Here is a 21,559-nt window from a genome sequence, read left to right as displayed (position 1 = left end):
GTCTGGCAGCAGCAGAATCAGCAAAACCAGCAACGTCGAACGCATAGAGGAACGCACATGGCCGTCAACCTGCCACTGCCGCTGGCAGAAAACCTGAAACCTGTCGCCGGCGTCGAGCTCGGCTGGGCCGAAGCGGGTGTCCGCAAGGCCAACCGCAAGGACGTGCTGGTGGTGCGCGTTGCCCAAGGCAGCACCGTGGCGGGCGTGTTCACCCGCAACCGCTTTTGCGCCGCACCGGTGCAGGTCTGCCGCGAGCACCTGGCCGCCGGCAAGGGCATCCGCGCGATCGTGGTCAACACCGGCAACGCCAATGCCGGCACCGGCGAGCCGGGCCTGGCCAATGCGCGCGCCACCTGTGATGCGCTGGCCGCGCAGCTCGGCATTGCACCCGAGCAAGTGCTGCCGTTCTCGACCGGCGTGATCCTCGAGCCGCTGCCGGTGGACCGCATCACCGCCGCGCTGCCTGCCGCCATCGCCAATGCCAAGCCCGACAACTGGCTGGCCGCAGCGGAGTCGATCATGACCACCGACACCCAGCCCAAGGCCGCCTCGCGTACCGTGCAGATCGGCGGCAAGACCGTGACGTTGTCCGGCATCAGCAAGGGCGCGGGCATGATCCGCCCCAATATGGCCACCATGCTCGGCTTCGTCGCCACCGATGCCACCGTGTCGCAGGATGTGCTGCAGGCGCTGGTGTCGTACGCGGCGGATCACTCCTTCAACAGCATCACCATCGATGGCGACACGTCGACCAATGACTCCTTCGTGCTGATCGCCAGCGGCAAGGCCGGCGCGCCGGCCATCGAGCGTGCCGAGGGTGCGGACTTCGAGGCCCTGCGTGCCGCGCTGACCGACCTGTCGCAGGAACTGGCGCAGATGATCGTGCGCGATGGCGAAGGCGCCACCAAGCTGATGACCATCCAGGTCGAGGGCGGCAAGGACGTGGCCGAATGCCGCCTGATCGCCTACGCGGTGGCGCATTCGCCGCTGGTCAAGACCGCCTTCTACGCCTCGGACCCCAACCTGGGCCGCATCCTGGCCGCGGTGGGCTATGCCGGCGTGGACGATCTCGACGTGGAGCGTGTCAATCTGTGGCTGGACGATGTCCTGGTCGCGCGCGACGGTGGCCGCAACCCCGAGTATCGTGAGGAAGACGGCCAGCGTGTGATGAAGCAGGCCGAAATCACCGTGCGCATCGCGCTGGGCCGTGGCGACGCCACCGCCACGGTCTGGACCTGCGACCTGTCGCACGACTACGTTTCGATCAACGCGGACTATCGTTCGTAAGCACCAGCCCGGTACGCAATGCGTGCCGTTCCCGCCAGCGCGGGCACGGCACGCCAGCCCCTCGCTCTCCTGCCAACGATCCGCTTTTCCCCCAAGCCGCCATGTCAGACCTTGCTGCCCGTCTCGATAGTTTCCTCGCCCGCCTTGAACAATGGCTGCCGCCCCAGCTGACCGACGCTGACTGGGAGCAGGCCGTCGCCTTCCGCTGGCGCAAGCGGCAGAGCCTGTTCGGCAACATCGGCTACCTGCAGGCGATCCGCCAGCTGCCGCCGATCCATCTCGACGACCTGAAGAACATCGAGCGGCAGAAGGATGCCATCGTGGCCAATACGCGCCAGTTCGTGCAGCGCCTGCCGGCCAACAACGTGTTGCTGACGGGCGCGCGCGGCACCGGCAAGTCTTCGCTGATCAAGGCCTGCCTCAATGCCTTCGTCAAGGATGGCCTGCGCCTGGTGGAAGTGGACAAGGATGACCTGGGCGACCTCGGCGATATCGTCGAGCAGTTGTCGGGGCGTCCCGAGCGCTTTGCCATCTTTTGCGACGACCTGTCGTTCGAAGAAGGCGAGTCGGGCTACAAGTCGCTGAAGTCGGCGCTGGACGGCTCGGTGGCCGCGCAGTCGGACAATGTGCTGATCTACGCCACCTCCAACCGCCGCCATCTGCTGCCCGAGTACATGAAGGACAACGAGACCTACCGGCACACCGACGATGGCGAGATCCATCCCGGCGAAGTGGTGGAGGAAAAGATCTCGCTGTCCGAGCGCTTCGGGCTGTGGCTGTCGTTCTACCCGCCCAAGCAGGACGAGTACCTGGCCATCGTCGGCCACTGGCTGGGGCACTTTGGCTGCAGCGCAGAAGACATCGCCGCAGCACGAGGCGATGCGCTGGTGTGGGCGCTGGAGCGCGGCTCGCGCTCGGGGCGGGTGGCCTGGCAGTTCGCCCGCGACTGGGGCGGTAAGCATGGCAAGCCATATATGGCCTCGGCGCAGGACGGCCAGGCATGAGCGTGGCATCGCAGGTGACCGATGCAGCGGCGCCGGCGCGCAAGGTGACCGAGGTCGCCGTTGGCGTGCTGGTGCAGCCCGACGGGCGCTTTCTGCTGGCCCAGCGGCCGGCGGGCAAGCCCTACGAAGGCTACTGGGAGTTCCCGGGTGGCAAGCTGGAGCCGGGTGAATCGGTGGAAGAGGCGCTGGCGCGCGAGCTGCATGAGGAGCTCGGCATCGAGGTGGGCGCCAGCGTGCGCTGGCACGTGCTGGAGCATGATTACCCGCATGCCTATGTGCGCCTGCACTTCTGCAAGGTCACTGCGTGGACGGGCGAACTGGTCGGCCGCGAGGGCCAGGCCTTCTCGTGGCAATCGGCGCCCGTGGACGTGGGCCCCTTGCTGCCCGCTACGATCCCCGTGGTGGACTGGCTGGCTGCCGAGAGCGGCACAGCCTGAACTGCCTGAAGCATCGGGGCCGTCGGGGCCGCAACGGTCGCGCGGTGCTTAGTCCTCGTCTTGCTCGTCCGGCGAGGGCTCCTCGCCGGGTTTGCCGCCAATCACGTATTTCTCGGACGCCCACGCGCCCAGGTCGATCTGCTTGCAGCGGTTCGAGCAGAAGGGACGGAATTTATTCTCGGGTACCCAGGCCACGTCCGTGCCGCAGGTGGGGCATTTGACTACGGTTGTCATTGCTTCAAAAATTGCAGAGCTTGAGCAGGAAGGGGATGTCGGCGTCGACCGAACGGGGGCGCAAGTCACCATCCTGCTGCGTGAAACGGACCCACAGCATGTACTTGTTGGCGCTCATCTCGGGGATGAAGGCCAGCAGCGATTCATCCAGCAGCACCTGCATCAGCTGGTAGCTGCGACCGGACAGCATCTGCTGGTAGCTGCCGCCGGTGGCGATGACCTTGCCGCTCTGGCCGGACTCGCGCAGCAGGCGCAACACGGTGTTGGTGCCAAGGCGCAGCGGCACCAGCGGGCGCGCCCACTTGAGGATGTCCGCGCGGCGGTCTTCGACGGGACGGTGCTGCCAGGCGTAGTAGGCCGGCAGATCGAACTCGCAGGTGCCGCCTGGGATGATGGCGCGGCTGCGGATGCTGGTCAGCCACTCGTTATCGGTCAGCAACTGGCCGGCCTTGCCAACCGACTGGTTGAGCTGGGTGACCGCCTGCTCGATCTCGCTGATGACGCCATCCAGCGCGCCCTGGTCGATCTGCGGATTGGCGCGCAGCGCGGCAAGCGCCTGGCGCTGGCGTTCCAGTTCCTTGAGCAGGTCGGTCTTCAGGTCCGCGCGGCCGGCGACGTCGATGATCTCGAACAGCGTCGTCAACGCCACGTGATGCTGCAGGGCGTGATCCTGGCCGAGAAAATAATCCAGCCGATCGAACAGGTCTTCCAGGCGCAGGAGAGTCCTGATGCGTTCGTTAAAAGGATATTCGTACAGAATCAATGGGTGTATCCGTGCAACAGGGCGGGTTGGCGGGTGGGCGATCTGACCCGGGCGGCATTGCCGGAGCGCAGAGGCTCCTGGTGTATCCGGGCCTGCGCGATGCAACTCGGCCTGGGTCCGCAATATCGGCAGTATGCGGCCATTTCCCGCGTGATTCCAGCGCATTCTATTTGAGACCGCCAAACAGGACAATGAAACGGCCGACTTGGGGTGTCGCATGCAGCACCGCACAAAGATGGTGCGGGATGCTGCCAGTTACTCCGCCTGTGACTGTCTAGGCGCCAGCCAGGGTCCGGTACAACTGGTCCAGGCGATCCACCTGGGCGGCCAGGGCGTCCGGCGGGCCCTCGTTGTCGACCACATCATCGGCGGCGGCCAGGCGTTCGCTGCGCCTGGCCTGCCTGGCCATGATGGCCTCGACCTGACCCTGGGAAAAGCCGTTGCGTGCCATGACCCGCGCAACCTGCGTGGCCTCGCTGCAATCCACCACCAGCACCCGGTCCACCCGCGCGCGCCATGAGCCCGACTCGACCAGCAGCGGGACCACGTAGATCAGGTAGGGATGCAGTCCGGAGGCGCGGATCGCGGCGGCGCGCGCCTCGGTCAACTGGCGGATCAGGGGGTGGGTGATGCCCTCCAGCCGGGCCTTGGCCGCGGGGTCCGAGAACACCAGCTCGCGCATGGCATTGCGGTCCATGGCGCCGTCGGCGCGCAGGCAGGCGGGGCCAAAGGCCTCCAGCAGGGCAGGGATGGCCAGCCCGCCCGGCGCGGTGATCTCGTGCGCGAGCAGGTCGGTGTCGATCAGAGCGGCGCCGCGCGCGGCGAACAGGTCCGCCACGCGGGTCTTGCCAGAGCCGATGCCTCCGGTCAGTCCGATTTGCAGCATGTGGGCCTCGAAGCTTGCTGTGGGTGTGATAAGGGCCGCCTTGCGGCGGCCGGCGCCCGGCGTCCGTTCAGCCCGCAATGCCCAGCGGCAGCACATTGGGCCCAAAGAACAGCACAAGCAGCCCGGCTCCGGCGATATAAGGGCCGAAGGCGAAGTGCGTATCGCGATCCTGACGGCGCAGCGCGATATTGGCAAGCGCGAAAACCAGCCCCACCACGGAGGAGAGCAGTACCAGCGCCGGCAGGGCTTGCCAGCCGAACCAGGCGCCCAGCGCGCCCATCAGCTTGAAGTCGCCATAGCCCATGCCTTCCTTGCCCCGCACCAGCTTGAAGATCCAGTACACCGTCCACAGCAGCAGGTAGCCGGCAGCCGCGCCGATCACGGCATCCGCCAGCGGTGCGAACAGCCCGCCGAGATTGAGCAGCAGGCCAAGCCATACCAGCGGCAGCGTGATCTGGTCGGGCAGCAGCTGCGTGTCGGCGTCGATCAGGGTGAGGGCGATCAGGGCCCAGATCAGGGCGATGGCCGCGAGAGCCTGCCAGGTCGGGCCGAAGTGCGCGGTGGCCAGCGCGGTGAGCAGCGCGGTGCCCGCTTCCACCAGCGGATAGCGCGCGCCGATGGGCGCGGCGCACGATGAGCAGCGCCCGCGCAGGAACAGGTAGCTCAGTACCGGAATGTTCTCCAGCGCGCCGATGGCGTGTCCGCAGTGCGGGCACGCCGAGCGCGGCACCATCAGGTTGTAAGGCTCGGGGTGGGGGATCGGGTCGTCGCGCAGCGAGGCGATGTAGTTGGCTTCGTCATGCTCCATCATGCGCGGCAGGCGGTGCACCACCACGTTGAGGAAGCTGCCGACCAGCAAGCCGATCAGCGCGGCGGCGGTGACCAGGAACCAGGGCGGCAGCGCCGCCAGCTCGGCAATGGTCTGCGCGGGGGCAGCCAGTGAAGAAATCGCGCCACTGGCGCCATCCGCGGAAAACAGCCACATGCCTTACACCACCTGTCCCAGTTTAAAGATCGGAAGATACATTGCCACCACCATGCCGCCAATCAGCACGCCCAGGATCACGATGATCAGCGGCTCGATCAGGCTGGAGATGGCGGCGACAGCGTCATCGACCTCGCGCTCGTAGAACTCCGCCACCTTCAGCAGCATATTGTCCAGCGCGCCGGACTCCTCGCCGATCTGCGTCATCTGCAACACCATGCTGTCGAAGACATGGGTGGCCTGCATGGCGTTGGTCAGGCTGGTACCGATGCGCACCGATTGCTCGATTTCCTTGGTGGCGTCGTAGTAGACCCAGTTGCCGGCGGCGCCGGCGACCGATTCCATCGACTCCACCAGCGGTGTGCCGGCGGCGAACATGGTGGCAAGCGTGCGGGTCCAGCGGGCGATCACCGCCTTGCGGAACAGCGAGCCGAAGATCGGCAGCCTGAGCAGCAGGCGGTCGCTGGCGCGCTGGACCTTCTCCGAGCGTTTTAGCCCGCGTATGTACATCGTGATGCCGATGATCGGCGCGCCGATGATCAGGTACCAGTTGTCGACGAAGAAGTCCGACATGGCGATCACGACCAGGGTCGGCGCCGGCAGGTTGGCGCCGAAGCTGGAGAACACGCCCTTGAACGCCGGGATGACGAAGATCATCAGGATGACCGTCACCGCGAAGGCCACGGTCAGCACGGCGATCGGGTAGATCATGGCTGACTTGATCTGGCTCTTCAGCGCGATGGTCTTTTCCATATAGAGCGACAAGCGCTCCAGCAGGGCGTCCAGGATACCGCCCTGCTCGCCGGCATCGATCAGGTTGCAGTAGAGCGTGTCGAAGTAGCGCGGATGGCGGCGGAAGGCCTGCGCCATGCTGCTGCCGGATTCGATGTCAAAGCGGATCTCGGACAGCAGCTGGGTGAAGTTGGGGTTGGCATGCCCGCGCGCGATGATGTCGATCGATTGCAGCAGCGGGATGCCCGCCTTGAGCATGGTGGAGAGCTGGCGCGTGAAGTAAGCGATGTCCTTCTGGGTAATCTTCTTCCCGCGCGCGGCCCGCCGCTTTTTCAGCTTGACGACCGTCAGCCCCTGCTTTCGCAGCGTGGCATTGACCTCGGCCTGGCTCTCCGCGCGCAGCTCGCCCGAGAACGCCTTGCCCTTGCGGTCCTTGCCCTCCCACTCGAACAGGTACTGCGTGGGCGCTTTACGCCCTGGTTTCCCCTTGGGCGCGGCCGCCTTGCGAGCGGCTGCGGCTGGTGCGCGTGTCGCCATGATTGACCCCTAATGACATCTTTTGTTGTTTTACATATTTGTTGTGGCCAGCACTTCTTCGAGCGAGGTGAGACCCTGCTTCACCTTGGCCAGGCCAGCTTCGCGCAACGATAGCACGCCATCTTTACGCGCTTGTTCGGCGATCTCCAGTGCCGTGCCATGCGCGAGGATGATCTGCTGCATCGGCTCGGTGATCGGCATCACCTGGTAGATGCCGCAGCGGCCCTTGTAGCCGCTGCCGTTGCAGCGCTCGCACCCGACCGGGTGGTAAGGCTGCCAGCTGCCGTCGAGGTCCTCGTCCTGGAAGCCGGCGTCGGCCAGCACCTCGCGCGCCAGCTCGCCGGGGCGCTTGCAGGTGCACAGCCGCCGCGCAAGCCGCTGCGCGGTGATCATCAGCACGCTCGACGCGATATTGAAGGGCGCGACACCCATGTTCATCAGGCGCGTGAGCGTGGTCGGCGCGTCGTTGGTATGCAGCGTCGAGAACACCAGGTGGCCAGTCTGTGCCGCCTTGATCGAGATGTCGGCGGTTTCCAGGTCGCGGATTTCGCCGACCATGATGATGTCAGGATCCTGGCGCAGGAAGGAGCGCAGCGCGGCGGAGAAGGTCAGGCCGGCTTTTTCGTTGACGTTGACCTGGTTGATGCCGGGCAACTGGATTTCCGCCGGATCCTCGGCGGTGGAGATATTGATGTCGCCCTGGTTCAGCCGGTTCAGGAAGGTGTACAGCGACACCGTCTTGCCGCTGCCGGTGGGGCCGGTCACCAGCACCATGCCGTAGGGGCGCTTGATCACGTCCAGCAGCAGCGCCTTTTGCGCCGGCTCGTAGCCGAGCTGGTCGATGTCGAGCTTGTCGGACGACGACTCCAGGATCCGGATCACGATCTTCTCGCCGAACAGCGTCGGCAGCGTGGAGACGCGGAAGTCGATCGCCTTCTCCACGGTTTCCTTGGGCTCCTTGCCGTCTTTGTCGCCGCCCTTTTCCTTGGGCAGCGCGATCAGCAGCTTCATGCGGCCATCTTGCGGCACGCGCTTTTCCGAGATGTCCAGGCGCGACAGCACCTTGATCCGGGTGGAGATCTTGTCCCGGATGTCCACCGGCGGCCGTGCCACTTCCTGCAGCACGCCATCCACCCGGAAGCGGATGCGGTAGAAGGTCTCGAACGGCTCGAAGTGAAGATCGGAGGCGCCGCGATGGAAGGCTTCGGTCAGCAGCTTGTGCAGGAAGCGGACCACGGGCGCGTCGTCGATGTCGGCCGCGGTCTTGTTGCGCAGCGCCCCGGCGGACGCCACCGGGTCGTAGTCGATCATCTTGCGCTCGACATGCCCCGGGCCGATCGACTTGATCGTGCCGCCGCTGTCGTCGGAAGCCGAGCGCACGTATTGCATCAGCTTGTCGTGCTCGACCACGACGGGTTCCACCGGCAGGTTGTATTTCTGCTTGATGGCGTCCAGCCCGGCCTGGTTGCCCGGGTCGGACAACGCCAGCACCAGGCGGTTCTCGCGCCGGCCCAGCGGCAGCAGGCGGTGCGCGTGGAACTCGCGATTGCCCGCCAGCGCCGGCGGCACCTTGTTGAGGTTGTACTGATTCAGATCGATCAGCGGCAGCTGATACTTATCAGCCGCGAAGATCGCCACATCATGTGCAGTCATGGTGCCGCTGGCGATGATCTCGTCGATCAGCTGCGACTTTTTTTCTCGTGCCGACTGTTCAAGCTGGGCGAGCAGGGCCGGCGCGATACGCCGGCTCTGTGCAAGAGCTAGACCAAGTGTCATGGCAAAAAACGATTGGCCGCAAGCGGCCGAGGACCCCGAATCGGGGCAGTTTGCCGCTGGGGTCACTTTTTGTAAAGGCGCACCGGGCAGGGTGTTGCCGTTTGCACGACACGGGCGCAACCCTACTTGCGCGGGGGGATGGGGAAGGGGTCGGAAACGGGATGGGCAAGCCGGGCGACACGCCGGGTGCGCCAATGAAAAAAGGCCACACATTGCTGTGCGGCCTTTCTTGTACGGTCTCGGGGACCGTGAAACTGGTCGGGGTGAGAGGATTCGAACCTCCGGCCTCTACGTCCCGAACGTAGCGCTCTACCAGGCTAAGCTACACCCCGTTTGTTTTTCTCTGCGTTGCCTGCCTAATTACTGCTGCAGCGCGAAAGCACACAAGTGTAGCAGCCTTTTTTCCGGAATGGAAGAGGGCGCCGGCACGGGGCGCCTTGGCATCAGGACTGCCGTTGCAGCGAGAACGCGCACAGGTCGATCAGCGTTTGCTTCAGTGGGGAGTCGGGGAACTGCTGGGCGGCTTTCTCCGCGGCTTCGGCTTCGCGCTGGGCTGCCTGGAAGGTGACCTCGAGCGCGCCGCTGGCGTGGATCGCGGTGAACACCGCATCGAAATGCTCGGTGCCACCTTGCACGATCGCTTCGCGAGCCAGCGTGCGCTGCTCCGCGGTGCCGTGCTCGAGCAGGTGCAGCAGCGGCAGGGTGGGCTTGCCTTCACGCAGGTCGTCGCCGGCATTCTTGCCCATCTGCTCGGCGCTGGCGGTGTAGTCCAGCATGTCGTCGATCAGCTGGAACGCGGTGCCGATGCGCCGTCCGTATTCCGCGGCAGCTTCTTCGGTGGCCGCATCCGCGCCGGCCAGCACGGCGCCAAGCTGGGCCGAGGCTTCGAAGAGCTTGGCGGTCTTGTAGCGGATCACCTGCAGGTAGCGCTCCACCGTGACGTCGGGATCGTGCATGTTCAGCAGCTGCAGCACTTCGCCTTCGGCGATCACATTGGTGGCATTGGAGAGGATCTCCATAATGCGCATGCTGCCTGCGTCCACCATCATCTGGAAGGCGCGGGAATAGAGGAAATCGCCTACCAGCACGCTCGCCGCGTTGCCGAAGACCGCGTTGGCGGTCTGGCGGCCGCGGCGCAGCTCCGACTCGTCGACGACGTCGTCGTGCAGCAGCGTGGCGGTATGGATGAACTCGACCACCGCGGCCAGTTCGTGGTGCCGGTTGCCGTCGTAACCGAAGGCCCGTGCGGACAGCAGCAGGATCACCGGGCGCAGGCGCTTGCCGCCCGCGCTGATGATGTACTCGCCGATCTGCTCGATCAGGGGCACTTCCGAGGCGAGGCGCTGGCGGATAACCGAATCAACGGCGCGCATGTCGGCAGCGACCGGGGCAAGCAAGGCAGTGGCGGAAGACTGGGACAAGATGTTCACCGTTACGCAAAACCCGTCGATTATAAGCGATGCGGGTGTATGTATGTCCCCTGAACGGGGGGTGCGACAAGGCGCGCGGGCACTGCGGGCGCAAAGCGGGTGTGGCGCTCCCGTGCACCTATAATGCCGCCATGACCCAGCCACCTTCCTCCTCGCGCCGCCAGCTCCGGCGCACCGCACTGTGGGCAGCTTTCGCCGCCCTGGCGGGTTTCCTGCTCGCCGATCTGATCTGACCTGGGTGGGCGCAAAAGTGCTTCAGGCGGCGCCACGCGGCACCGGGCAGGCTATGTGTCTGTTTTCTTTGTACTTTTCCCGGCTTTGGTATAGAATCGTGGGTTTCCTCCGGCCGCTTTGTGTTGTCTGCAGATGCGCTGGTGGGGGATAACCGGGCCAATTGGGCCGTCCGGCTTGTCTGTTTTCCCTGTCCTGGTAGTTATATGGATCGGGATGAAACGGACGCAAGGGCGCGCCGGCGTTGGCTTTCGGCGTTTTATTTCACATCGAGAGGTTCGACAATGTACGCGGTCGTAAAAACCGGCGGCAAGCAATATAAGGTTGCTGCTGGCGAAAAACTTAAAGTAGAACAGATACCGGCAGACATTGGCGCAGAAATCACGCTCGACCAGGTGCTCGCAGTGGGCGCAGGCGACCAACTCAAGTTTGGTACGCCGCTGGTTAGCGGGGCTTCCGTCAAGGCTACCGTTATCTCCCAAGGTCGTCACGATAAGGTGAAGATCTTCAAGATGCGCCGTCGCAAGCACTATCAAAAGCGTCAAGGCCATCGTCAAAATTACACCGAGCTGCGCATCGAAGAGATCATTGGCTGAGCCAGCGCTCAGTCATCGTCGACATCGAATTCAAGCGTAACTAGGTAAAGTAAAGCGACAGGAGTTAGTCATGGCACAGAAAAAGGGCGGCGGTTCCACACGGAACGGCCGCGATTCCGAATCGAAGCGTCTGGGCGTCAAGGTGTTTGGTGGTCAAGCCATCAACGCCGGCAGCATCATCGTGCGTCAGCGCGGTACCCGCGTGCACCCGGGCGATAACGTTGGCATTGGCAAGGATCACACCCTCTTTGCTCTCGTCGACGGCCACGTGCAGTTCGCCGTCAAGGGCGCTGCCAAGAAGCAGCAGGTCAGCGTCGTTCCGGCAGTCTGACCACAGCCTTTGCAGCATGAAGGCCCCGCAGTACTTGCGGGGCTTTTTCTTTTCTGGCGACAATGTCATTGTCGCCATTCGCCGCGCCCGCGGCCTTGCCATCCCGGCCGGGCGCGCGCTTTGCGGTCGCTACACCACGGAAGGTCATCATGAAGTTCATCGACGAAGCCAGAATTGAAGTCATCGCCGGCAACGGCGGCAATGGCAGCGCATCGATGCGGCGCGAGAAATTTGTGCCCTTCGGTGGCCCCGACGGTGGCGACGGCGGCAGCGGCGGCAGCGTCTACGCGGTGGCCGACCGTAACATCAACACGCTCATCGACTTCCGCTACGCCAAGAAGCACGTGGCGCGCAACGGCGAGAATGGCCGGGGCGCCGATTGCTATGGCGCGGGCGGCGAAGATGTGAACCTGCGCATGCCGGTCGGCACGCAGATCCTCGACATGGATTCCGGCGAGCTGATCGCCGACCTGACCGAGCACGGCCAGACCGTTTGCCTGGCCGAGGGTGGCCTGGGCGGTTGGGGTAACCTGCACTTCAAGTCCAGTACCAACCGCGCGCCCCGCCAGCAGGTGGACGGCAAGCCGGGCGAGCGCCGCATGATCAAGCTGGAGCTCAAGGTGCTGGCCGACGTGGGCCTGCTGGGCATGCCGAATGCCGGCAAGTCGACTTTTATCTCGCACATTTCCAACGCGCGCCCGAAGGTGGCCGATTACCCCTTCACCACCCTGCATCCCAACCTGGGCGTGGTGCGGGTCGATCACGAGCAGTCCTTCGTGGTGGCCGACATCCCCGGCCTGATCGAGGGCGCTGCGGAGGGCGCCGGGCTGGGCCATCAGTTCCTGCGCCACTTGCAGCGCACCGGGCTGTTGCTGCATATCGTCGACCTGGCGCCGTTCGATGAAGCCGTGGACCCGGTGGCCGAAGCCCGCGCCATCGTCAACGAGCTGAAGAAGTACGACGAAAGCCTGTACGAAAAGCCGCGCTGGCTGGTACTGAACAAGCTGGACGTGGTGCCCGAGGAAGAGCGCGATGCGCGCGTCAAGGACTTCGTCAAGCGCTACAAGTGGAAGGGCCCGGTGTTCCGCATCTCCGCCCTGACCGGCGAAGGCTGCCGCGAGCTGATCTACGCGATCAAGGATCACCTGGCCGCGATCAAGGCCGAGGAAGTCGCCGCGCTGGCGGAGCCGGACATCCGCCTGGATGAACGCCTGCACAACGTCGACCAGCCCGGCGGCGAGCAGAACTAACGACAAAAACAGCAGCACCCAGCAGACAGGATTCCCGCCATGCAATCGGTCATCGCCCAGGCAAAACGTATCGTCGTGAAGGTTGGGTCCAGCCTGGTGACCAACGACGGCAAGGGTCTCGATCACGAGGCCATCGCCCGTTGGGCGGCACAGATCGCCAAGCTGCGCATGGCCGGCAAGGAAGTCGTGCTGGTCAGCTCCGGCGCCATCGCCGAGGGCATGCAGCGCCTCGGCTGGGTGCGCCGCCCCAAGGAAATCCACGAACTGCAGGCCGCCGCGGCAGTGGGCCAGATGGGCCTGGCCCAGGTCTACGAAAGCCAGTTCGGCCGCTACGGCATCCGCACCGCCCAGGTGTTGCTGACCCATGCCGACCTGGCTGACCGCGAGCGCTACCTGAATGCGCGCTCGACCCTGCTGACCCTGCTGTCGCTGGGTGTCGTGCCCATCATCAACGAGAACGACACCGTGGTCACCGACGAAATCAAGTTCGGCGACAACGACACCCTCGGCGCGCTCGTCACCAACCTGATTGAAGGCGACGCGCTGGTGATCCTGACCGACCAGCGGGGCCTCTATACCGCCGATCCCCGCAGCAACCCGCAGGCCGAGTTCGTGGACGAGGCGCTGGCTGGCGCGGTAGAGCTCGAGGCCATGGCCGGCGGCGCCGGCACGTCGATTGGCCGCGGCGGCATGCTGACCAAGATCCTGGCCGCCAAGCGCGCTGCCAAGTCGGGCGCGCATACCGTGATCGCGTCCGGGCGCGAAGCCAATGTGCTGGAGCGGCTGGCCGGGGGCGAAGGCATCGGCACGCAACTGCTGGCGCCCACTGGCCGCCTGACCGCGCGCAAGCAATGGATGGCCGACCACCTGCAGTTGCGCGGGCGGGTTGTGATCGATGCCGGCGCGGCGGACAAGCTCACCAGCGGCGGCAAGTCGCTGCTGCCGATCGGCGTGGTGGAAGTGCAGGGCGAGTTCGCGCGTGGCGAGGTCATTGCCTGCATCGACGCGGCGGGCCATGAGGTGGCGCGCGGCATCACCAACTACGCCAGCTCGGAAGCCAAGCTGATCGCACGCAAGCCCTCGTCCGAGATCGAGCGGGTGCTTGGCCACCAGAACGAGCACGAGCTGATTCACCGGGACAACCTGGTTCTGGTCTGAACGGACAGATTGTTCCGAGGGACGATGCAAAAAAGCCCGCGATCGCTCGCGGGCTTTTTTGCATCGTCCGGCGCCGTACTACCGCGCCCTTGCCGCCATCAACGCGTGATCGCGCTCTTGCGCGGCGCTTCGCCACGCAAGTCCTTGACGATCTCCTGCGCCGTGCCGGCCGCGGAGCGGCCCTCGCACAGGAAATCCTTCGCCAGCGCCGCGCCGTAGTTATTGCGCGCGATGCCTGCCAGCTGGACCCAGCCATCGCGGTCGTCGGAGCGGTTGCGGACCCACTCGGTCGCGCCCCTGGGCAAGGTGGCGTACATCTTGCGCTCGAAGGTGTCGCAGCGCACGGCCTCGAAGCTCACATTGCGCATGCCGCTGGCACCGGTGATGACCACCGTATAACGCACCGCGCCATCCGCGCCTACGATCACGGACTTGCCATCGACGGCGAAGGTAAAGTTGCCGGCAGGGCTGACTTCGAACGGGATCAGGTCTGCTTCCTGGGGCGGCGCCGGCAGGGCGACTTCGACTTCCCTGAATTCCTTCGGCGCGAAGGGGTCGAGTATGCTCCACTCCTTCTTCGGCGGCGTGTAGTCCTCGACCTCATCCGTTGGCTGCGGCTTGGGCTTGCTGGCACAGCCAGCCAGTCCGAGGCAAAGGGTTGCCGCCAGCAGGCAGGCGACAGGCAGGCTCGGGCGCAAGCCGCGGCCGGCAAAATCAATCATCGGTACTCCGTTCTGTGGACGCCGGCTGGGCCGGCGAAATTGGGCCCGGATCGTGGGCCAGGTCCTGATGCACCAGGTCCGGAACGCGGTCGGGATGCTCGTCCAGCCCCACGCGAGCATAACCTGCGCGCACCGAACCGTGCCGGCCATGGGTGCCGTAGGGGCTCAGCGGCGCACGGGTATTGCGCTGCAGGAAGCGGGACAACTCGGTCAACGCGAGTTGGTAGACATCACGCTTGAACTCGATGACAGCGTCCAGCGGGACCCAGTAATGGCTCCAGCGCCAGGCATCGAACTCCGGGTGGTCGGTGGCGCGCAGGCGGATGTCGCAATCGCGGCCCGCCATGCGCAACAGGAACCAAATCTGCTTCTGTCCCCTGTAATGGCCGCGGATTTCGCGGCGGATGAACTTGTCCGGCACCTCATAACGCAGCCAGTCGCGTGTGCGACCGACAATCCTGACATGTTCGGGCAGCAGACCGACTTCTTCATGTAGCTCGCGGTACATCGCCTGTTCCGGCGTTTCGCCGTATTTGATGCCGCCTTGAGGAAACTGCCACGAATGTTCGCCGATGCGCTTGCCCCAGAACACCTCGTTCCGTGCGTTGATGAGGATGATGCCGACGTTCGGGCGAAAGCCTTCACGATCGAGCATGACTGCACCTCGAATCCTTTAGAATTAGGTTGATTATAAAGGAAGCGCGTAATAGGGCTTTGTGCAACGGGGTGCTGGTTTTCCCCGAGCAAAAAGCGTCGCATAATGCACGCGCGCACCACGAATTCGCGCCATGCCGCCCACGGAACCTGCCAGGGCGGCATGGCCTCACGAGAAAGCAACGGATGAAAGCCTCGCAATTCTTCATTTCCACCCAAAAGGAAGCCCCTTCCGACGCGGAAATCGTGTCGCACAAGTTGATGATGCGAGCCGGCATGATCAAGAAGCTTGGCGCCGGCATCTATAACTACATGCCGGTCGGCTTGCGGGTGATCCGCAAGGTGGAAGCCATCGTGCGCGAGGAAATGAACCGCGCCGGCGCGGTCGAGCTGTCGATGCCGGTGATTCAGCCCGCCGAGCTGTGGCAGGAAACCGGCCGCTGGGACAAGATGGGGCCCGAGCTGCTGCGCCTGAAGGACCGCCACGAGCGCGACTTTGCCGTGCAGCCCACTTCCGAAGAGGTGGTGACGGACATCGCCCGCAGCGAAATCCGCAGCTACAAGCAACTGCCGATCAATTTCTACCAGATCCAGACCAAGTTCCGCGACGAGCGCCGGCCGCGCTTTGGCATCATGCGCGGGCGCGAGTTCACCATGAAGGACGCTTACTCCTTCGATCGTGACCCCGCTGGCCTGAAGGTGTCGTACGACAAGATGTTCGACGCTTACGTGCGCATCTTCCAGCGTTTCGGCCTGGAATTCCGCGCCGTCGCGGCCGACAACGGCGCCATCGGCGGCTCCGGCTCGCACGAGTTCCACGTGATCGCCGAGACCGGCGAAGACGCCATCGTCTATTGCCCCGACTCCGACTATGCCGCCAACATGGAAGCGGCCGAGGCCCTGCCGCTGCTGGCCGAGCGTGCCGCGCCGGCGCAAGCCATGGTCAACACGCCCACCCCGGGCAAGGCCAAGTGCGAGCAAGTGGCCGAGCTGCTTGGCATCCCGCTGGCGCGCACGGTCAAGTCGATCGTGCTGGCCACCGAAGGCGAGGCCGGCGTGCAGATCTGGCTGCTGCTGCTGCGCGGCGACCATGAGCTCAACGAGGTCAAGGCGTCCAAGGTGGCCGGCCTGGCCGAGTTCCGCTTCGCGACCGAGTCCGAGATCGTCGAGACGTTCGGCACGCCCCCGGGCTACCTGGGCCCCATCGGCGCCAAGAAGCCTGTCAACGTGGTGGCGGACCGCACGGTCGCCAACATGAGCGACTTCGTCTGCGGCGCCAACGAGCGCGACTACCACCTGACCGGCGTGAACTGGGGCCGCGACCTGCCCGAGCCCGTGGTGGCTGACCTGCGCAATGTGGTGGAGGGCGACGTTTCGCCGGACGGCAAGGGCACGCTTGCCATCTGCCGCGGCATCGAAGTCGGCCACGTGTTCATGCTCGGCACGCGCTATTCGGAATCGATGGGCGCCACCTTCCTGGACGAGAACGGCAAGACCCAGCCCATGCAGATGGGCTGCTACGGCATCGGCGTGACCCGTATCCTGGGCGCCGCCATCGAGCAGAACTTCGACGAGCGCGGCATCATCTGGCCCGCTTCGATCGCCCCGTTCGAGGTGGTGGTCTGCCCGGTTGGCTACGATCGTTCCGAGGCCGTCAAGGCCGAGGCCGACCGTATCCATGCTGAGCTGCTGGCCGCCGGCGTCGATGTGATCCTGGACAACCGAGGCGAGCGCCCCGGCGCCATGTTTGCCGACTGGGAGCTGATTGGCGTGCCGCACCGCGTGGTGGTGGGCGACCGTGGCCTGAAGGAAGGCCGCGTGGAGTACCAGGGGCGGCGCGACGCCGAGGCCACCCAGCTGCCGGTCGCGGACGTGGTCGCCCACGTGCGCGGGCTGTTGTCCGCCTGAGCGCCATGCGCCTCCTGGACCCGCTGCGTCTGCCGGGCCTGATCCCGGCCCGCCTGGGCGTGGCGCGGATCAGTGCCGGCTTGCTGCTGGCAATCAGCGCCGCCGCCCACGCCGGGGCCCAGAAGGAAGAGGACCTGGCCGACTCGGTGCGCGGCGCGCTGGCTGCGGCCATTGCCGACAGCCGCCCGCTGCGCCCGGCCTTTGCCACCGGCGGCGAGCAACTGGCGTATCTCAAGTGGCTGGAAGAAATGTCGCACCGGCTCGCGGGGCGCATCCCCGAGCCGCAGGTGCGCATCGAACTGATCGAGACCGCTTACTACGAGGCCAAGCGCGCGGGGCTGGAACCGGCGCTGGTGTTGGGGCTGGTGCAGGTCGAGAGCAATTTCCGCAAATACGCGATCAGCTCGGCCGGTGCCCGCGGGCTGATGCAGGTAATGCCCTTCTGGGTGCGCAGCATCGGCGACAGCGACAGCCGCAAGCTGTTTCACTTGCAGAGCAACCTGCGCTACGGCTGCACCATCCTGCGCTACTACCTGGACCGCGAGCAGGGCGACCTGTTCCTGGCGCTGGGCCGGTACAACGGCAGCCGTGGCCGCCCTGACTATCCCAATGCGGTGCTGGCAGCCTGGAAGCGCTGGCAATATTCCGAAGCCACGGTCACCGTCGCCGGCGACCCCGAATCCGGCACGGGCACCCGCAGCCGCGTGGTGCCGCCCGAAGCGCCGGCGCGCAACCCGTTCTCGCCGCAGCGGCTGGCCAATCCCTCATGAGCAACACCCGCGCCACCAGCGCCACCGGCGATGCCGCCGGCAAGGCGGGCTACACCAGTTCCTCGGCGGACCTGGAGCGCTGGCTTCGGCGCCATATCGGGCAGGGCTTTGGCGCCGAGGCGCTGGTGCAGTCGATGTGCCAGTCCGGCTACGAGCAGGCCTTCGCGCAAGCCACGGTGGCCGCTGCGCTGTCCGCCGCGGCACGGGCGGCGGTGCGGGGAACGCCGCCGGACAATGCCACGGAGATGGCCGCGGAGCTGGGCATCGGCAAGCCGGCCGGGCGCGCAGGGGACCAGGCTGCTGGTGGTGGCCAAACAGGTGCGCAAGGCAACCGCAACGCGGCGCATTTCGCCGGCCGCGAGATTCCCATCCTGTTCACGCTCGCGGCGCCGCGCGTGACCCTGTACCAGCAACTGCTGACCGATGCCGAGTGCGACGCCCTGGTGGAACTGGCGCGCGGCCGCCTGGCGCGCTCGCCCGTGATCAACCCCGACACCGGCGACGAGAACCTGATCGAGGCGCGCACCAGCCTGGGCGCGATGTTCCAGGTGGGCGAGCATGCGCTGATCGAGCGCATCGAGGACTGCATCGCCGCCGTGACCGGGATTGCCGCGGATCGTGGCGAAGGCCTGCAGATCCTCAACTACAAGCCCGGCGGCGAGTACCAGCCGCACTACGATTTCTTTAACCCGCAGCGCCCCGGCGAGGCGCGCCAGCTCAAGGTCGGCGGGCAACGCGTCGCCACCGTGGTGATCTACCTGAACAGCCCGCCGGCGGGTGGCGCCACGGCCTTCCCCAAGCTTGGCCTGGAGGTGGCACCGGTCAAGGGCAATGCGGTCTATTTCAGCTATCGCAAGTCCGACGGCGCGCTGGACGAGCGTACCCTGCATGCCGGCCTGCCCGTCGAAGCGGGCGAGAAATGGATCGCCACCAAGTGGCTGCGCGAACGCCCGTACCGGACCGACTGATGCGCGCCGGCAGCACCACAGGGCAGGCACGCTACTGGTTCGATCCCGCCATGCCTTATGTTGAGAGCCGCTGCGCCAGCGACAGCGGCGCGGCCTACCTGCCGCATACCCATCCCACCTTGTCGATTGGCGCCGTCGATGGCGGCCACAGCCTGTTTGGCACCGAGACCGAGTCGGTACGGCTGGCGCCCGGCGACGTGGTCGTGATCCCGGCTGGGCAGGTGCACGCCTGCAATCCGGAGCCCGACGCACGCTGGAGCTACCAGATGCTGCACCTAGACCCGGCTTGGGTGGGCACGGTGCTGGAGGCGCGTGGCGTGGCGATGTTGCCCGCGGCGCTGGCGCGGGTGCGTGTCACCAGCGCGCCAGATACCTATGCCGGCCTGTGCCGGTTGAACGAGGTGCTGTTCTCCGCAGCCCCGCAGGCCACCAAGGAAGCGGCGCTAGGCGGCTTCGTGGCCGCGCTGCTCGGCGGTGCCGACCAGCGCCAGGCGGTGCGCGCGCCGCGCCAGCCAGTCACGCCGCAGGCCCGCTTAGCCGGGCTGGTCGCGCTCCTGCATGCCCATCACGCGGAGCCGTTGCCACTGGCGGAGCTGGCGCGCGGCGCCGGCATGAGCCGCTACCAGCTGATCCGCGCCTTTAGGGCGGACCTCGGCATGACCCCGCATGCCTACCAGCTGGACCTGCGCATCAACCGCGCGCGCCAGCTGCTGCGCGCGGGCGGGGCGCCGGCGGAGATCGCCCAGGTGCTGGGCTTTTCCGACCAGAGCCATTTCCAGCGCGCCTTCAAGCAGCGCGTGGCGCTGACGCCGCGCAGTTATCAGCGCCGCAGCGGCTGAGCCGCCGCGCGCAATTTTCTCCAATACCTGCCGCCCCTCGCGGTCCAGACTTCGTGCTCATCCGAAGACTCGAAAGGACTGGCGTGGATTTCCCTGTTGATTCCGGCCTCGGCCAATTTGCCATGGTGGCGGGCGCGCATTTCCTTGCACTGCTCAGCCCGGGCCCCGACTTTTTTTTGGTAGTGCGCAGCGCGCTGGTGCATGGCGTGGGCCGCGCCAGCGCCGTCTGCCTCGGTATCGCGCTGGGAAACGGCGTGTTTATCGGGCTAGCCATTACCGGGCTGGCGGCTACCCGCGCCAGCCAGGGCGTGTTCGTGCTGCTGCAGTGGGCGGGTTGCCTGTACCTGGCCTGGCTGGGCTGGCGGCTGCTGCGTGCCAGCGGTGAGACGACGCTGCCTGGCGCAGATGGCGAAAATAGTACAGATTGCCCGCAAGTGCAGGGCACCGGCCTCGTGGCGTATGCGGCGCAGCTCGTAACGGGCTTCCTGTCCGCTGTGCTCAATCCCAAGAATGCGTTGTTCTATGCCAGCCTGTTCTCGGTGCTGGCCGGCACCCGCACGCCGCTGGCAGCACAGCTGGGCTACGGCGCCTGGATGTTCGCCATGGTCTTCGCCTGGGACATGCTGGTGGCCTGGGGCGTGCGCCATCCGCTGGTGCGCAAGCGTTTTGCCCGCTCGGTTCGGGGCGTGGAGCGGGCGACCGGCGTGGTGCTGTGGGGGATTGCGCTGGTGGTGGCGGCGAATGCGCTCAACGCGACATGACGCGGCATGATGCGGCAGCTGCGCACCAATCCGTATTGCCAGTTTTCTGGTCAACTGTACCGGTACTGTACAGTTTTGAGTGGCTAGACTAGCTCCATTCCTTTTCGTATCCGATGGAGCCAGTCATGGCAGTGCCCCAGCTTGTTGCCGGATCCGGCGTGTTCGCCGCGTTCTGCGCGTTTGCCCTCGTGTCGTCGATCACCCCGGGCCCAAACAACACCATGGTGCTGGCTTCGGGCGTGAATTTCGGCTTTGCCCGCACCGTGCCCCATGTGCTGGGCATCAGTATCGGCTTCGGCCTGATGGTGGCGGTGGTCGGCCTCGGGCTCGGATCGCTATTCGCCGCGTTGCCGTGGACCTGGCAGGTGCTGCGCGTGGTGGCGGTGGTCTATCTCACGTGGCTGGCGTGGAAGCTGGCGACGGCGGGCGGCATCCAGGACCAGGAGGTGGGCAAGCCCATGGGCTTCCTGGCGGCGGCCGCGTTCCAGTGGGTCAATCCCAAGGCTTGGGTGATGGCGGTGGGCGCGTGCAGTACCTACGTGCTGCACGGCAATGTCTGGCTCAATGTGCTGCTGCTGTCCGGCCTGTTCGCCGTGATCAACCTGCCCAGCGTGGCGATGTGGGCCGTGTTCGGCTCGGCCATGCGGCGCTGGCTGGCGCAGCCCCGGGTGCTGCGCCTGTTCAACGTGGCGATGGCGCTGTTGCTGCTGGCCTCGCTGTGGCCGATCGTCAGCGCAAGGCCCTGATGGTGGGCAGGTTGCGCCAGTAGCCGTGGGCGTCCATGCCGCAGCCGAAGACATAGCGCTCAGGCACGGTGAAGCCGCAGAAGTCCGGGTGCATGGGCTTTGCCTTTTGCAGCACTTTTTCGCACAGCACGGCGGCGTAGACATGGGTCGCGCCCATGTCCATGATGCGCTGGCGGATGGCCGCCATGGTCTCGCCTTCGTCCAGGATGTCGTCCAGCACCAGCACCGTGCGGCCCTTGACCGATTCGCGCGGCGCCACGCGCCATTGCATCTCGCCGCCCACCGTCTTGTTGTTGTAGCGCGAGAGGTGGATGTAGTCGAACTCCAGCGGGAACGCCAGCTTGGGCAGCAGCATGCCGGTGAAGACGACTGCGCCGCCCATCACCGACAGCACCAGCGGGAAGGTCTCGCCCATCTTTTCCGTGATCTCGCCCGCCATGCGGTCCAGCGACGCCTGGACGGCCTCGGCGCTGACGATTTCCTCGGAGTTGGCCCACAGTTCGCGGGCCTGTTCGGCGGTCATCATGATGTGGATCCTGTCTCAGTCTTTGTCT

At 65.7% G+C, this 21,559-nt stretch carries 23 protein-coding genes and 1 tRNA gene; 13 read left to right on the top strand and 11 right to left on the bottom strand.

Annotation, left to right across the window (positions count from 1 at the left end; genetic code table 11):
• Nucleotides 1-57: 57 nt before the first annotated feature.
• From argJ to F7R26_RS17940, 3 genes are all read left to right on the top strand, one after another.
• Nucleotides 58-1,287 (top strand): bifunctional glutamate N-acetyltransferase/amino-acid acetyltransferase ArgJ, encoded by a 1,230-nt coding sequence (argJ, locus tag F7R26_RS17950; protein ID WP_150986817.1) that lies wholly within the window; start codon nt 58-60, stop codon nt 1,285-1,287.
• 101 nt (nt 1,288-1,388) lie between these two features.
• Nucleotides 1,389-2,291: an ATP-binding protein gene (locus F7R26_RS17945; RefSeq protein WP_150986818.1), complete on the top strand. Its 903-nt coding sequence runs from the start codon at nt 1,389-1,391 to the stop codon at nt 2,289-2,291.
• Nucleotides 2,288-2,728 carry an NUDIX domain-containing protein gene (locus tag F7R26_RS17940; RefSeq protein WP_150986819.1) on the top strand — a complete coding sequence of 147 codons (441 nt, stop codon included), beginning with the start codon at nt 2,288-2,290 and terminating at the stop codon, nt 2,726-2,728. The genes F7R26_RS17945 and F7R26_RS17940 overlap by 4 nt, the downstream gene beginning before the upstream one ends.
• A gap of 48 nt (nt 2,729-2,776) precedes the next feature.
• On the opposite strand, the gene F7R26_RS17935 is transcribed toward F7R26_RS17940, so the two are convergent.
• From F7R26_RS17935 to ispB, 8 genes are all read right to left on the bottom strand, one after another.
• The gene (locus tag F7R26_RS17935; RefSeq protein WP_150986820.1) at nt 2,777-2,962 is read right to left on the bottom strand and encodes a DNA gyrase inhibitor YacG; all 186 of its coding nucleotides are present in this window, start codon (nt 2,960-2,962) and stop codon (nt 2,777-2,779) included.
• A 4-nt stretch (nt 2,963-2,966) separates the two neighbouring features.
• On the bottom strand, nt 2,967-3,725 hold the full coding sequence (gene zapD / locus F7R26_RS17930; protein WP_150986821.1) for a cell division protein ZapD: 759 nt from the start codon (nt 3,723-3,725) through the stop codon (nt 2,967-2,969).
• A gap of 274 nt (nt 3,726-3,999) precedes the next feature.
• Nucleotides 4,000-4,611, bottom strand: coding sequence for a dephospho-CoA kinase (gene coaE, locus F7R26_RS17925; RefSeq protein WP_150986822.1), 612 nt, complete (start codon nt 4,609-4,611; stop codon nt 4,000-4,002).
• Nucleotides 4,612-4,678: 67 nt separating this feature from the next.
• On the bottom strand, nt 4,679-5,596 hold the full coding sequence (locus F7R26_RS17920) for a prepilin peptidase (RefSeq protein WP_241754358.1): 918 nt from the start codon (nt 5,594-5,596) through the stop codon (nt 4,679-4,681).
• Nucleotides 5,597-5,599: 3 nt separating this feature from the next.
• Nucleotides 5,600-6,865, bottom strand: a complete 1,266-nt coding sequence (locus tag F7R26_RS17915; RefSeq protein ID WP_150986823.1) for a type II secretion system F family protein — start codon at nt 6,863-6,865, stop codon at nt 5,600-5,602.
• 30 nt (nt 6,866-6,895) lie between these two features.
• Nucleotides 6,896-8,641: a type IV-A pilus assembly ATPase PilB gene (pilB, locus tag F7R26_RS17910; RefSeq protein WP_150986824.1), complete on the bottom strand. Its 1,746-nt coding sequence runs from the start codon at nt 8,639-8,641 to the stop codon at nt 6,896-6,898.
• A 255-nt stretch (nt 8,642-8,896) separates the two neighbouring features.
• A tRNA-Pro gene (locus F7R26_RS17905) sits at nt 8,897-8,973 on the bottom strand.
• Nucleotides 8,974-9,084: 111 nt separating this feature from the next.
• The gene (ispB, locus tag F7R26_RS17900) at nt 9,085-10,014 is read right to left on the bottom strand and encodes an octaprenyl diphosphate synthase (RefSeq protein WP_150986886.1); all 930 of its coding nucleotides are present in this window, start codon (nt 10,012-10,014) and stop codon (nt 9,085-9,087) included.
• 572 nt (nt 10,015-10,586) lie between these two features.
• Here ispB and rplU point away from each other — a divergent pair.
• The 4 genes from rplU to proB all read left to right on the top strand — a co-directional run bounded on the left by rplU (nt 10,587) and on the right by proB (nt 13,637).
• Nucleotides 10,587-10,898 (top strand): 50S ribosomal protein L21, encoded by a 312-nt coding sequence (gene rplU, locus F7R26_RS17895; RefSeq protein ID WP_006162510.1) that lies wholly within the window; start codon nt 10,587-10,589, stop codon nt 10,896-10,898.
• Between the two features lie 70 nt (nt 10,899-10,968).
• Nucleotides 10,969-11,229 (top strand): 50S ribosomal protein L27, encoded by a 261-nt coding sequence (gene rpmA, locus F7R26_RS17890; protein ID WP_006162509.1) that lies wholly within the window; start codon nt 10,969-10,971, stop codon nt 11,227-11,229.
• 149 nt (nt 11,230-11,378) lie between these two features.
• Entirely contained in the window at nt 11,379-12,479 is a 1,101-nt protein-coding gene (gene obgE, locus F7R26_RS17880; protein ID WP_150986825.1) for a GTPase ObgE, read from the top strand.
• Nucleotides 12,480-12,518: 39 nt separating this feature from the next.
• Nucleotides 12,519-13,637, top strand: a complete 1,119-nt coding sequence (proB, locus tag F7R26_RS17875) for a glutamate 5-kinase (RefSeq protein ID WP_043349741.1) — start codon at nt 12,519-12,521, stop codon at nt 13,635-13,637.
• A 98-nt stretch (nt 13,638-13,735) separates the two neighbouring features.
• Here the strand turns inward: proB and F7R26_RS17870 are convergent, their stop codons facing one another.
• Together F7R26_RS17870 and F7R26_RS17865 are read right to left on the bottom strand one after the other, a co-directional pair.
• Nucleotides 13,736-14,359 (bottom strand): CNP1-like family protein, encoded by a 624-nt coding sequence (locus F7R26_RS17870; RefSeq protein WP_150986826.1) that lies wholly within the window; start codon nt 14,357-14,359, stop codon nt 13,736-13,738.
• Complete coding sequence (locus F7R26_RS17865; RefSeq protein ID WP_150986827.1) at nt 14,352-15,014, bottom strand: RNA pyrophosphohydrolase; 663 nt, start codon at nt 15,012-15,014, stop codon at nt 14,352-14,354. The genes F7R26_RS17870 and F7R26_RS17865 overlap by 8 nt, the downstream gene beginning before the upstream one ends.
• A gap of 185 nt (nt 15,015-15,199) precedes the next feature.
• On the opposite strand from F7R26_RS17865, the gene F7R26_RS17860 reads away from it, so the two are divergent.
• The 6 genes from F7R26_RS17860 to F7R26_RS17835 all read left to right on the top strand — a co-directional run bounded on the left by F7R26_RS17860 (nt 15,200) and on the right by F7R26_RS17835 (nt 21,005).
• Nucleotides 15,200-16,921 carry a proline--tRNA ligase gene (locus F7R26_RS17860; RefSeq protein WP_150986828.1) on the top strand — a complete coding sequence of 574 codons (1,722 nt, stop codon included), beginning with the start codon at nt 15,200-15,202 and terminating at the stop codon, nt 16,919-16,921.
• A gap of 5 nt (nt 16,922-16,926) precedes the next feature.
• Nucleotides 16,927-17,691, top strand: coding sequence for a lytic transglycosylase domain-containing protein (locus F7R26_RS17855; protein ID WP_416351288.1), 765 nt, complete (start codon nt 16,927-16,929; stop codon nt 17,689-17,691).
• The gene (locus F7R26_RS17850; protein WP_150986829.1) at nt 17,688-18,659 is read left to right on the top strand and encodes a 2OG-Fe(II) oxygenase; all 972 of its coding nucleotides are present in this window, start codon (nt 17,688-17,690) and stop codon (nt 18,657-18,659) included. The genes F7R26_RS17855 and F7R26_RS17850 overlap by 4 nt, the downstream gene beginning before the upstream one ends.
• Entirely contained in the window at nt 18,659-19,498 is an 840-nt protein-coding gene (locus tag F7R26_RS17845; protein ID WP_193692089.1) for a helix-turn-helix domain-containing protein, read from the top strand. Before F7R26_RS17850 ends, F7R26_RS17845 begins: the two co-directional genes overlap by 1 nt.
• A gap of 83 nt (nt 19,499-19,581) precedes the next feature.
• Nucleotides 19,582-20,259 (top strand): LysE family translocator, encoded by a 678-nt coding sequence (locus tag F7R26_RS17840; RefSeq protein ID WP_241754357.1) that lies wholly within the window; start codon nt 19,582-19,584, stop codon nt 20,257-20,259.
• A gap of 125 nt (nt 20,260-20,384) precedes the next feature.
• Nucleotides 20,385-21,005 (top strand): LysE family translocator, encoded by a 621-nt coding sequence (locus F7R26_RS17835; RefSeq protein WP_150986830.1) that lies wholly within the window; start codon nt 20,385-20,387, stop codon nt 21,003-21,005.
• On the opposite strand, the gene F7R26_RS17830 is transcribed toward F7R26_RS17835, so the two are convergent.
• Nucleotides 20,989-21,531, bottom strand: a complete 543-nt coding sequence (locus F7R26_RS17830) for a hypoxanthine-guanine phosphoribosyltransferase (protein WP_150986831.1) — start codon at nt 21,529-21,531, stop codon at nt 20,989-20,991. The genes F7R26_RS17835 and F7R26_RS17830 overlap by 17 nt on opposite strands.
• Nucleotides 21,532-21,559: the final 28 nt, after the last annotated feature.

Origin of the sequence: Cupriavidus basilensis (assembly GCF_008801925.2) — a bacterium.
Lineage (GTDB): Bacteria > Pseudomonadota > Gammaproteobacteria > Burkholderiales > Burkholderiaceae > Cupriavidus > Cupriavidus basilensis.
This window is presented reverse-complemented; position numbering and strand designations above follow the sequence as displayed.